The organism is Kingella pumchi, from assembly GCF_022288825.1.
GTDB classification, from domain to species: Bacteria; Pseudomonadota; Gammaproteobacteria; order Burkholderiales; family Neisseriaceae; genus Kingella_D; species Kingella_D pumchi.
The window spans coordinates 67,860-79,134 of sequence record NZ_JAKOOW010000021.1 but is presented as its reverse complement, the minus strand read 5'-3'; the positions used below and the strand labels follow the sequence as shown (position 1 = coordinate 79,134).

Here is an 11,275-nt window from a genome sequence, read left to right as displayed (position 1 = left end):
CTGCGGCTATGACCCGATTGGCGGCGGAGACAGTGAGCAAGATGCCTGCGTGCGCAAGAAAGGCTGGTATCCAACCGGACACGATACCTATCCCCAAAACAAAATCTACGAGCAATGCCGGCACGATTAGGCTTGTTCTCCGTATTTCAGGCTGCCTGCAAAGGCAGCCTGAAAACCCCGCAGGCCGGATATGGGTATCCGGTTTTCCGATGGGTTTTCAGGCTGCCGATGGTTTGCGCGGTGCGGGCAGCATGACGAATATCGTCATTTTCTGCCGTTGGGCGTTTTGGAGCAGGCATAAGAAAAAAGCTCAAACGGAAGTTTGAGCTTTTGAAACTTTGGTGGGTCGTGAGCGATTCGAACGCTCGACCAACGGATTAAAAGTCCGCTGCTCTACCAGCTGAGCTAACGACCCAAAGAAAACGAGATTATAGTTAGGCAGACGCTGTGCTGTCAATGCTTGGCGCGGGTTTTTGTCTGCTTTTTTAACACCGGTTTGAAAAATATTGGATTTATTTTCCGTGCGGTGGCCAGCTGCGGCCGGCGGGGCTTATTTTTGCTTTTTGGCGGCGGCTTTTTCGGCGGCTTTTATCGCGGCGTCGATGCGGGATTGGATGTGGCTTTCGAGAAATTCGCGTTTTTCCCAAAAGAAGGCGGCGAATTTTTCCAAGCTGTACATTTTGCGCACCAAAATCGGGAAGCCGGCATGCAAAACGGCGGCCAGCGCTTTGTTTTCGGTTTCGTCGGCCATGGCGGCGGCAAGGGTCAGGCCGCGTTCGGCCAAGTGGTTTTGCAGCTGTTTGGCGGTGTGGTTGTTGATTTCAAACTGTTTGATCATGGTGTCGTCCTTATTCGGGTTTGCGGATGGCGGATGCGCCTAATTACAGCCATTGTTGTGCCAACCTTCAGGCTGCCTTGGCATGCAGGCAGCCTGAAAGCGTCAGCTGATGCCGTAGGATTTGAGCAGGGCGCCGATTTCGGGGTTGCGGCCGCGGAAGTGCCGGTACATTTGGGCGACATTGCGCGAGCCGCCTTGCGAGAGGAAGTTTTTCAGGAAGTGTTCGCCGGCCTGGCGGTTGAGTACGCCGTGTTCTTCAAAATAAGAGTAGCCGTCGGCCGCCAGCACCTCCGCCCACAGATAGCTGTAATAGCCTGCGGCGTAGCCGCCGTTGAAAATGTGGCTGAAGGAGTGGGTGCGGCGTACCCAGTCCGGTTCGGGCAGCGGCGAGCCGGTTTGGACTTCGCGGCGGATTTTGTCGATCAGGCCGGCCTGGCCGCGGTATTCGTGGTAGAGGCGGAAGTCGGTCAGCGCCAGTTCGAGCTGACGGCTGAGGGTGCGGGCGGCGAGGTAGTGTTTGGCGGCGATCAGGCCGTCGATCAGTTTGGCAGGCAGCGCTTCGCCGCTTTGGTAGTGGCCGGATACCAGCGGCAGCACTTCTTTGTTCCACATCCAGTTTTCCAGCATCTGGCTGGGGAATTCGACGGCATCCCACGGCACGCCGTTGATGCCGGATACGGCGGCCACGTCGATCACGCTGAGCATCTGGTGCAGGCCGTGGCCGAATTCGTGGAACAGGGTAACGGCTTCGTCGTGCAGCAGCAGGTCGGTATCGCCGGCGGACTTGCCAAAATTGCAGACGATAAAGGACACCGGTTTTTTCAGGCTGCCGTCGGCCTGTTTGTAGCGGCTCTGCCAGCCGAACTGCCAGGCGCCGCCGCGTTTGTTTTCGCGGGCGAACAGGTCGAGGTAGAACGAGGCGGTGTGGCGCTTGTTTTCGTCGTAAATCTCAAAAAAGCGCACTTCGGGATGCCAAACCGGCACGCCTTTTTTCTCGCGCACGCTGATGCCGTACAGGCGTTGGGCGACGGCAAACAGGCCGGAGAGCACTTTTTCCAGCGGGAAATACGGGCGCAGGCTTTCTTTATCGACGGCGTAGCGCTCGGTTTTCTGTTTTTCGGCGTAATAGGCCACGTCCCACGGTTCGAGCTTTTGCAGGCCGTCTGTTTCGCGCGCGTAGCGGCGCAGCTCGTCGGTTTCCTTGAGCAGCTGTTTGTGGCTTTGCTGCTTTAAGCCGTTGAGAAAGCCCAAAACCTGCTGCGGCGTTTCGGCCATGCGGGTGGCGAGCGCGTATTCGGCGTAGCTGCGGTAGCCCAGCAGCCGCGCTTTTTGCAGCCGCAGCTTGAGAATTTCGTTGATCACCGGCGTGTTGTCCCATTTGCCGCCAGCAGCGCGGCGGGCGTAGGCGCGGTAGAACTCGGCGCGCAGGCTGCGGTTGCGGCAGTAGGTCATGATGGCGGCGTAGGGGGCGTAGTCCAGCGTGAAGCGGTAGCCGCTTTGCTCCTTGCTTTTGGCCGATTCGGCGGCAGCGGCGAGTGCATGCTCGGGCAGGCCGTCCACATCGGCTTTGTCGCTGATGGTTTTTTCCCAGTGCTTGACCGAATCGAGCACGTTGTTGCCGAACTTCGTCTGCAACTCGCTCAGGCGGCGGCTGATGTCGGCAAACTGTTTTTTCTTCGCCGTCGGCAGGGCGACGCCGGAGAGTTTGAAATCGCGCAGCGCGTGTTCGATAGCCGCTTTTTGCGCGTCGGAATAGCGGGTAAATTCCGGCTGGGTACGCAATTTTTCAAAGGCGCGGTACAGCCCCTGGTGCTGGCCGTACCACGAGCCGTATTCGCTGAGTTTGCCTTCGGCGCTTTCGTAGGCTTTGCGCAGTTCGTCGGAGCTGGCCATACTGTTGAGATGGTCGGCGATGCCCCATGCGTAATCCAGTTTGGCGCCGATGTCCTGCAGGGGCAGGTAGAAGTTTTCCCACGAGATTTCAGGCTGCCTGCTGACTGCTTCCACCGTTTCGCGGCTTTTTTGCAGCAGAAAATCCACCGCCGGCACGATGTGTTCGGGGCGGATGGCGGCAAAATCGGGCAGTTTGTCGAAAGTGAGCAGCGGGTTGTTTTGCAGCTCGGCGGGCAGCTTTAAAGCGTCGGATGCGGCGAACAGGCGGGTCGGCAGCAGAGCGGCGGCCGCGCCGAACAGACCCAGTTGGAGAAAACAGCGTCTTTGCATGGGGATTTCCTTTGTTTGAGGCAGCCTGAAAAGGTTTCGGCTTCGCAATTCCACTTCGCTTTCAGGCTGCCTGATGTTGTTGTTGGGGTTTAGCGGATGATGCCGCGCTGCGAGGCGGCAAGAAAGCGGTGCAGCACCGCCAATTCGGGGGTGTTTTCGGCGGCGGCGGCGATTTGCGCTTTGGCTTCGTCCAGCGGCAGGCCGTCGCGGTAGAGCAGGCGGTAGGCGTCTTTCACGCGGGCGATTTGTTCGGCGCTAAAGCCGTTGCGGCGCATGCCTTCGCTGTTGAGCCCAGCCGGTTCGGCGCGGTAGCCGGCGGCCATAAAGTAGGGCGGCACGTCTTTGTGCACGCCGGCGGCGAAGGCGGTCATCGCGTAATCGCCGATGCGGCAAAACTGGAAAACCAGCGTGTAGCCGCCGAGCACGGCGTAGTCGCCGATTTCTACATGGCCGGCCAGGCTGGCGTTGTTGGCGAAGATGGTGTGGCTGCCGACCACGCAGTCGTGGGCAAGGTGGCAGTAGGCCATAATCCAGTTATCGTCGCCGATGCGGGTTTCGCCGATGCCGGTTACGGTGCCGAGATTGAAGGTGGTGAATTCGCGGATGGTGTTGCCCTTGCCGATAATCAGGCGGGTGGGCTCGCCTTTGTATTTTTTGTCCTGCGGCTCGGCGCCGAGGCTGGCGAATTGGAAAATGCGGTTGTTTTCGCCGATTTCGGTGTGGCCTTCGATGGAAACGTGGTGGGCGATTTCGCTGCCCGCGCCGATTTTCACGTGCGGCCCGATAACGGTGTAGGCGCCGACTTTGACGCTGGAATCCAGCTCGGCTTTGGGGTCGATAAGGGCGGTGGGGTGGATCAGGGTCATGGTTTTCCTTTCAGGCTGCCCAAAGAGCATCGGGCGGCGGCGGCTTTCAGGCTGCTTTTGCCGTGTTCGGCGCGCAGGCAGCCTGAAAAGCCGGCCAGCCTTAAATCGCGGTGGCCGCTTTCTGGCAGAACTCGGTGTTTACCGGCGATACGTCGCGCGGGGCGGCGGGGTTTTCCGGTTTGCCGGCCAGCGCTTCGGGCATTTGCGCCAGTTGCAGCACGGTGAAAGTGCAGTCGGTGAAATGGGCTTCGTAGTCGCGGCCGGCTTCGGGGGTGAAGCTGAGGGCGACGCGGCAGGCGCCGCCGTGGCTGCCCATGCTGCGGTCGGCGGGAAGCTGGTAGGAGAAGGAGCCGTCGAGCACCAGCGGTTTGCCGGCGGGAACGATAAATTCGCGGTAGGAGGCGCGGCTCATAATGCCGGTGTCGTGGTCGGCGGCCAGACTCAGGCGGCTGGCGGGCATGCCGATGCTCAGGTTGCGTACGCGGCGCGGCAGGCCGTTGATAAAGCGGGTGTGGGCGCGGGCGCCGGCTTTGGCGCGCCACTGCTCGCAGCTTTGGCCGCGGTAGGGGCGGATAAGCTGTCGGCCGGAAACGCCGTAAAGACGGATGCGCGCCTGGGTGTCGGGCTGGTAGGCGGCTTGGCGGCTGACGGTTTCGGATTTTTTAGCGGCACCGCAGCCTGAAAGGACAGCGGCGGCAGTGAGTGCGAGTACGCAGGGCAGAAGTTTCATGGTGGTTTCCCGTTCTGAAAACGAAATGGCGGCGGGATGGTTTTCAGGCTGCTTTTGCCGTGTTCGGCGGGCAGGCAGCCTGAAAAGCCGGCCGGCGGCTTATTCGGCGGCTTTGGCCTGGCGCTGGGCGCACATGATGGTGGCTTCGCAGGCGAGCTCGCCATTCACTTTGGCGGTGGCGTGGAATTTGCCGATGCCGCGCCGGTGGGCGAGCAGATCGACTTCAAAGTCCAGCCGGTCGCCGGGGATGACCTGGCGTTTGAAGCGCACGTCGTCCAGGCCGGCAAACAGGGTGATTTCGCCTTCGTTGCGTTTGGTGTTGCCTTGGCTCAAAACGGCGAGCACGCCGCAGGCCTGCGCCATCGCTTCGACAATCAGTACGCCGGGCATGACCGGCGATTCGGGGAAGTGGCCTTGGAAAAACTGCTCGTTGAAGCTGACGTTTTTAAAGGCGTTCAGCGATTTGCCCGGCTCGGCGGTGGTTACGCGGTCGAGCAGCAAAAAGGGAAAGCGGTGCGGCAGGAGTTCCTGAATCTCGCGGGCTTCGATGGGGAAACGGATGTCCATGGATGGGGTCCTTAATCGGGGGATGGGGAAAACGGGGCAGCCTGAAAGCGCGGGCGCCGCCCATGCGGCAAAAACCGTTTTCAGGCTGCCTGAAAACTAGGGCTGATCGCCGGCCAGCGCGGCGATTTGCTGTTCCAATTTTTTGAGCCGTTTGCTCATTTCGCTCAAACGGCGCACGTGCACGGCATTGCGCGCCCATTCTTTGTGGGTCTGCATCGGGAAAATGCCGGCCATGTGCAGGCCGCTTTCTCTGATGCTGTGAGTAACCAACGTGCCGCCGCCGATGGTGGTTTTATCGGCGATTTCGATGTGGCCGACGGTGCCGACGCCGCCGCCGATCACGCAGTAGCTGCCGACGGTAACGCTGCCGGAAATGCCGGTTTTGGCGGCAATCACGGTGTGCTCGCCGATGCGGCAGTTGTGGCCGATTTGCACCTGGTTGTCGATTTTGGTGCCGCGGCCGACAGTGGTGTCGCTCATAGCGCCGCGGTCGATATTGGTGTTGGAACCGATTTCGACGTCGTCACCCAGGGTAACCGCGCCGGTTTGCGGAATTTTGAACCAAGAATCGCCGGCAAATGCCAGGCCGAAGCCGTCGGCGCCGATCACCGCGCCGCTGTGGATTTCCACCCGCGCGCCCAGCGTGCAGCCGTAATAAACCACGGCATTGGGGTGCAGCACGGTGTCGTCGCCGAGCGTGCAGCCGTGCTCGACCACCGCGCCGGCCAAGATGCGGCAGCGCTCGCCGAGCACGGTATCGGCGCCGATATAGGCATGGGCGCCGATTTCGCAGGAAGCGGGCACGGTGGCCGACGCTTCGACAACAGCAGTGGGATGCATGCCGGCGCGGGCAGCCTGAACGGGATGGAACAGCCGCGCCACCTGCGCGAAGTAGAGATAGGGATCGCGGGCGACAATCAGGCTGCGGCCGGCAAAGCCGTCGGCGGCGTTTTCGCCGACAATCACCGCGCCGGCGGCGCTGGCTTCGACTTCATGGCGGTATTTGGGATTGGCGAGAAAGGTAATCTCGTCTGCACCGGCACGGGCGGCAGGGGCGACGGCGCTGACGCTGATATCGGCGCCGCGTACTTCGCCGCCGAGCTTGGCGGCGATTTGGGAAAGGGTGTAGGCGGTCATGGAAACGGCTCCGGTTGGCTTTCAGGCTGCTTTGGCAGGTGCTTGGTGCGCGGTGCGCACCCTACGGACGGCTCCGGTTGGCTTTCAGGCTGCTTTTTGTCTTTGGCTTTTTCAGGCAGCCTGAAAACGGGGAACGGTGTTTGCGGGCAGCTTTATGGTTTTCAGGCTGCCTTGGGTAAAACCAAACGGTGGTAGGGTGCGCACTGCGCACCATTTGTTTGGTTTGGGTATGTTTTGGTGCGCGGTGCGCACCCTACGGGCTTCGCAACTACGCTGTGCAGGCTGCTTTGGATTCGCTTGTTTTCAGGCTGCCTGTGCGCGGGCGGCGGACACAGTTCAGGCAGCCTGAAAAGCAGAAGTGGTTTTCAGGCTGCCTGGGCGGGGTTTACTGCATTTCCGCGTCGAGCAGCTTGATGACGCGGTCGGTAATGTCGAACTCGCCGCGGATAAAGATCACTTCGGAGAGCATGGCATCGTAGTGCTCGGTTTCGATGATGTTGAAGATGATTTCGTTGGCCTTGCGCTGCAGGGCGGCGAATTCTTCGTTGCGGCGCAGGTTGTATTCTTCGGTCAGCTCGGCGGAGGCGGCGCGGTACTGGCGGCCGGTTTCCACCAGCTGGCTTTCCAGCTTGCGGGCTTCGGCTTTGCTCAGCTTGCCCGATGCCAGCCGTTTTTGCAGGCGCATGCCTTTTTCCTGCAGGGCGGCGAGCTTTTTCTGCTGCGGGCTGAACTCGCGCTGCAGGCCGGTTTCGATTTTTTTGGCGGTTTGCGATTCGCTGTAGAGCCGCGTGGCGTTAACGTAGCCGACTTTTTTGAAATCGGCGTGTGCGCTGCCGATCAGGCCGCCGGCGGCCAGCGCCGCCAGCAGCAGTCTGCCCAAACGGGTGGTCTGCATAAAAACTCCTAGGTTAGAACACGGTTCCGAGCTGGAACTGGAAGCGCTGCACCTGGTCGGTGGATTTTTTCTTCAGCGGGTAGGCGTAGCTCAGTTTGATCGGACCCATCGGTGAAATCCAGGTCAGGGCGGCGCCGACGGAGTAGCGCAGCTCTTCTTTGAAGCTGGATTTGTGGTTGGCGTTGCCGTAGTAGCCGCCGGCGCCGTAGGGCGTGGACGGGGTGTAAACGCCCGGGGTGTAGGTTTTGCCGTCCCACACGCTGCCGGCATCGGCAAACAGGCTCAGGCGGACGCTGCGGCTGTTTTTCACGCCCGGGAAGGGGAACAGCAGTTCGGCGTTGGCATTGACGGCGTAGGAGCCGCCGTAGCTTTCGATGCTGCGGTTGCCGTTGACGTCGAAGTCGTACACTTTCGGGCCGAGCGAGCCGTTTTCAAAGCCGCGCACGCTGCCCAGGCCGCCGCCGGTCTGGTTGAACATAAACGGCACTTCTTTGGTTTTGCCGTAGTGGCCGCTGTAGCCGAGCTGGCCGTTGAGCATCAGCGTGAAGCTGTCCGAGAGCGGGAAGTACCAGGTTTGCTGGTGGCCGAACTGGTAGTACTTCAGGCCGCTGCCGGGCAGGGCGACTTCGCCGGTTACGTTGGCCTGGTAGCCTTTTGTCGGCCAGTAGGCGTCGTCGGTGGTGTTGCGGTACCAGCTGATCAGGCCTTTGTAAATCCAGTTGTTTTTGCCGTGCTGATCGACAAAGCGCTGGTAGCGGTAGGGCGAGTTGTTGAACAGTTTGACACCCATGTGCTCGACGCCCAAACCAACGTTGAGGCGGTCGTATTCGGTAATCGGGATGCCCATGGTGGCGCTGGCGCCGTAGCGGGTCATGCGGTAGCTGCGGGCGCTGTACTGTAGTTTGGAGGCATCGTAGTTGGAGCCGAACAGGTTGTAGGTCATGCTCACGCCGTCGGGAGTGAAGTAGGGCTCGGTGAACGACAGGTTGGCGCTTTGGCGCACTTTACTGCGCGACACGCCGGCAGAGAGCGATTTGCCGGTGCCGAACAGGTTGTCCTGCGCCACGCTGGCGGAAATCACGAAGCCGTCGTCCTGCGACCAGCCGGCCGAGGCGTTCAGGCTGCCGGTGGAGCGCTCGTTTACTTTCACTTCCAAATCGGCCTGCTGCTCGTTTTCCGGCACGCTGCGGGCGCTGATTTCGACGTCTTCAAAATAGCCGAGCTGGCGCAGGCGCTCGGAGGAGCGGTTGATTTTCGACTGGTCGTAAGTCGCGCCTTCCATTTGGCGCAGCTCGCGGCGCACCACTTCGTCGCGGGTTTTGGTGTTGCCGGTGATGTGGATTTCGCGGATGGCGACTAGATTGCCCGGATTCAGGCGCACGGTGATATCGACATAGTCTTTGCCGCCTTCGCTGCGGCGCTCGGCTTCGGCATCAACCTGGGCGCGGGCGTAGCCGGCGGACTGCAAATCGGTGCGGATGGCGGCCAGCGCGCTTTGCAACTGGTCGTAATTGCTCAGCTTGCCGGTTTTGAATTTTTCCAGGTGTTTTTGCAGTTTTTCCGGCGGCACTTCTTTGCTGTCGCCGGCGATTTTCAGGCTGCCCCAGTAGTAGGGTTGGCCTTCGTACACTTTGATGGTCAGGGTTTCGCGTTTTTTGTCTTCGCTCAGCTGGCGGCTGACGTCTTCATAGTCCACGCGGAAATCGAAGAAGCCTTTTTTGTGGTAGAAGCGCTCGAGGCGTTCTTTGTCGCGGTTGAATTTTTCCCACGAAAACACGTTGCTTTTGGTCAGCCACGACAAAATCGTGCCGTCGGTCAGGCCGATTTGGCGCAGCAGGCGGCGGTCGGAGAAGTGGGTGTTGCCTTCAAAGTCGATTTTTTTGACGCGGGTGGTGTCGCCTTCTTCGATATTGATGGTGATGGCGACGCGGTTGCGCGCCAATTCCTGCACTTCGGGCGTGATTTTGACGTTGTTTTTGCCCTGCTCTTTATAAGCGCCGTCCAGCGCGCGCAGGGCGCGGATCAGGGCTTCCTGGCTGAAGAAGTCGCCTTTGGCCAGGCCGGTGGAAGCCAGCGCCTGCAGGTTTTTGCTGTTGTCGCTCTGGTTGAAGCGCTCTTGCTTTTGCTCGTAGCTTTCTTTGGCATCAACCAGCTCGCTGTCCTGGCCGCTGTTGGAGCCGCGCACGCCGGCGAACTGTTTGAGAATGGCGTCGTTGGGCAGCACTTTGGCGCCCTTAACGTTGATCGAGCTGATAATCGGCCGCTCTTTCACGGTGATGATCAGCATGTCGCCGTTTTGTTCCAGCAGCACGTTTTCGTAAAAACCGCTGGCGTGCAGGCGGCGGATGATGTCTTCGCCGGTCTGTTCGGTGTAGGTGTCGCCCACTTTTACCGGCAGCAGCGAGCGCACGGTGGCTTCGGAGGTATGCTGTTCGCCTTCGATGCGAAATCCCGAAATGCGGAAGTCCGCCCAAGCGGGCAGCGCCAGCCCAAGTGCCAGCAGGGTTGCGGTAATTTTGTTGAGTCTCATCTTACTATCCAAATAATCGGGTGATGTCGTTGAAAAAAGCCAGCACCATCATCGCCAGCATCACGGCCAGACCGAAGCGCAGCCCCCAGTTTTGGACGCGCTCGCTCAGCGGCCTGCCGCGTAAAAGTTCGGCAGTATAGTAAACCAGATGGCCGCCGTCCAATACCGGCACCGGCAGCAGGTTCATCACGCCGAGGCTGATGCTGACGACGGCGAGGAACTCCAGATAGGCCTGCCAGCCGATTTTGGCGGTCTGGCCGGCAACGTCGGCGATGGTTACCGGGCCGGAAATGTGGCTGACCGAAGCCTGGCCGGTAACCAGCCGGCCGAAGAATTGGAGCGTGAGCAGGCTGTAGTTGGCGGTTTTCAGGCTGCCTTGCTTAAAGGCTTCGCCCCAGCCGATTTGCTGCTGCTGGCGCACTTTCGCCGTCCAAGCAGCATCTTCGGCGGCACCCAGGCCGACGCGGCCGATAATCTGGCTTTTGTCGGGCAACTCGTGGCTGGCCGGACGCAGTACCGCGTGCAGGGTTTGGCCGCCGCGCTGGTAGTCGATATTCAGGTTGCGGCCGGCGTTTTCGCGCACGATGCGGCTCCAGTCTTCCCAATGCGGCGTCGGCACGCCGTCCACCGCCACGATGCGGTCGCCTTCTTTCAGGCCGGCCTGCGCGGCGGGGCCGCCGGCTTCGACATAACCGATGCTCTCCAGCGAACGGAAGGGCGACAGGCCGATGCCGGTCTGCCGTTTGGCTACCGCAGTGGCCTGCGGCGTGCCGGCGGCATCGATTACGCGCTCGGTGCGCTTGCCGTCGGCAGTTTCCACCGCCACCCGCACCGGGCCGCTGTCCAAATTCAGCACCATGTGGATATTGGCGTCGGCAAAATCGGCAACGGTTTCGCCGTTTACCGTCAGGATACGGTCGCCGCTCTGAAAGCCGGCACCGGCGGCCACCGAAGGCTGGCTTACGGTGCCGACATAGGGCTGCACCACGGTAATGCCGCCCAGGCCGAAACTTAAGGCGTAGAGCAGCACCGCCAGCGCCAGATTGGTCAGCGGGCCGGCGGCCACCACGGCGATGCGTTTGAGCGGGTGCTGTTTGTCAAAAGCGTAGGGCAGATCTTCCGGCGCGACTTCGCCTTCGCGGGTATCGACCATTTTCACATAGCCGCCCAGCGGAAACGGCGCCAGACACCATTCGATGCCGCGCCAGCGGCGGGTGAAAAACGGCTTGCCGAAGCCGACGGAAAAGCGCTTGACTTTGATGCCGCACCAGCGCGCCACCAGCAGGTGTCCGAGCTCGTGAAGGCTGACGAGAAGCAGGATGGCAAACAGAAACGCTGCCAGAGTTTGGAGAAAGGACAAATCGTTTCCTTAATTAAGGATAAAAGGCGGTTTTCGCTTCGCAGAAGCCCGTGAATTCGTTTTCAGGCTGCTTTTTGCGTTTGGGGCAGCCTGAAAGAAAGCGTGCGCCAAGGCTGAAAAGGCCGCAAG

10 protein-coding genes and 1 tRNA gene are annotated in these 11,275 nt (G+C 60.6%); 1 reads left to right on the top strand and 10 read right to left on the bottom strand.

The annotated features are described in order from the left end of the window. Nucleotides 1-326, top strand: a 326-nt coding sequence (locus MB824_RS05015) for a hypothetical protein (RefSeq protein WP_238746475.1), incomplete at its 5' end; no start/stop codon positions are given. 13 nt (nt 327-339) lie between these two features. Here the strand turns inward: MB824_RS05015 and MB824_RS05010 are convergent. The 10 genes from MB824_RS05010 to rseP form a co-directional block, all read right to left on the bottom strand. Continuing rightward, nucleotides 340-415, bottom strand: a tRNA-Lys gene (locus MB824_RS05010). A 135-nt stretch (nt 416-550) separates the two neighbouring features. Next, on the bottom strand, nt 551-838 hold the full coding sequence (locus tag MB824_RS05005; protein WP_238746473.1) for a hypothetical protein: 288 nt from the start codon (nt 836-838) through the stop codon (nt 551-553). 102 nt (nt 839-940) lie between these two features. Then, nucleotides 941-3,061, bottom strand: coding sequence for a M3 family metallopeptidase (locus MB824_RS05000; RefSeq protein WP_238746471.1), 2,121 nt, complete (start codon nt 3,059-3,061; stop codon nt 941-943). Between the two features lie 89 nt (nt 3,062-3,150). Next, nucleotides 3,151-3,927: an acyl-ACP--UDP-N-acetylglucosamine O-acyltransferase gene (gene lpxA, locus MB824_RS04995; protein ID WP_238746469.1), complete on the bottom strand. Its 777-nt coding sequence runs from the start codon at nt 3,925-3,927 to the stop codon at nt 3,151-3,153. 100 nt (nt 3,928-4,027) lie between these two features. Further along, nucleotides 4,028-4,657: a hypothetical protein gene (locus MB824_RS04990; protein ID WP_238746467.1), complete on the bottom strand. Its 630-nt coding sequence runs from the start codon at nt 4,655-4,657 to the stop codon at nt 4,028-4,030. Between the two features lie 99 nt (nt 4,658-4,756). Continuing rightward, the gene (fabZ, locus tag MB824_RS04985) at nt 4,757-5,224 is read right to left on the bottom strand and encodes a 3-hydroxyacyl-ACP dehydratase FabZ (RefSeq protein ID WP_238746465.1); all 468 of its coding nucleotides are present in this window, start codon (nt 5,222-5,224) and stop codon (nt 4,757-4,759) included. A 96-nt stretch (nt 5,225-5,320) separates the two neighbouring features. Further along, on the bottom strand, nt 5,321-6,361 hold the full coding sequence (lpxD, locus tag MB824_RS04980) for a UDP-3-O-(3-hydroxymyristoyl)glucosamine N-acyltransferase (RefSeq protein ID WP_238746464.1): 1,041 nt from the start codon (nt 6,359-6,361) through the stop codon (nt 5,321-5,323). Nucleotides 6,362-6,746: 385 nt separating this feature from the next. Continuing rightward, a complete protein-coding gene (locus tag MB824_RS04975; protein ID WP_238746463.1) occupies nt 6,747-7,256 on the bottom strand; it encodes an OmpH family outer membrane protein in 510 nt (169 codons plus the stop codon). A gap of 13 nt (nt 7,257-7,269) precedes the next feature. Continuing rightward, nucleotides 7,270-9,786, bottom strand: coding sequence for an outer membrane protein assembly factor BamA (bamA, locus tag MB824_RS04970; protein ID WP_238746462.1), 2,517 nt, complete (start codon nt 9,784-9,786; stop codon nt 7,270-7,272). 4 nt (nt 9,787-9,790) lie between these two features. Next, a complete protein-coding gene (gene rseP, locus MB824_RS04965; RefSeq protein ID WP_238746461.1) occupies nt 9,791-11,146 on the bottom strand; it encodes an RIP metalloprotease RseP in 1,356 nt (451 codons plus the stop codon). Between the last annotated feature and the right edge of the window lie 129 nt (nt 11,147-11,275).

Excerpts from the sequence above, each read along its gene's own strand:
- MB824_RS05005 (WP_238746473.1), bottom strand. The coding sequence starts at position 838 with ATGATCAAACAGTTTGAAATCAACAACCACACCGCCAAACAGCTGCAA.
- MB824_RS05000 (WP_238746471.1), bottom strand. The coding sequence starts at position 3,061 with ATGCAAAGACGCTGTTTTCTCCAACTGGGTCTGTTCGGCGCGGCCGCC.
- lpxA (WP_238746469.1), bottom strand. The coding sequence starts at position 3,927 with ATGACCCTGATCCACCCCACCGCCCTTATCGACCCCAAAGCCGAGCTG.
- MB824_RS04990 (WP_238746467.1), bottom strand. The coding sequence starts at position 4,657 with ATGAAACTTCTGCCCTGCGTACTCGCACTCACTGCCGCCGCTGTCCTT.
- fabZ (WP_238746465.1), bottom strand. The coding sequence starts at position 5,224 with ATGGACATCCGTTTCCCCATCGAAGCCCGCGAGATTCAGGAACTCCTG.
- lpxD (WP_238746464.1), bottom strand. The coding sequence starts at position 6,361 with ATGACCGCCTACACCCTTTCCCAAATCGCCGCCAAGCTCGGCGGCGAA.
- MB824_RS04975 (WP_238746463.1), bottom strand. The coding sequence starts at position 7,256 with ATGCAGACCACCCGTTTGGGCAGACTGCTGCTGGCGGCGCTGGCCGCC.
- bamA (WP_238746462.1), bottom strand. The coding sequence starts at position 9,786 with ATGAGACTCAACAAAATTACCGCAACCCTGCTGGCACTTGGGCTGGCG.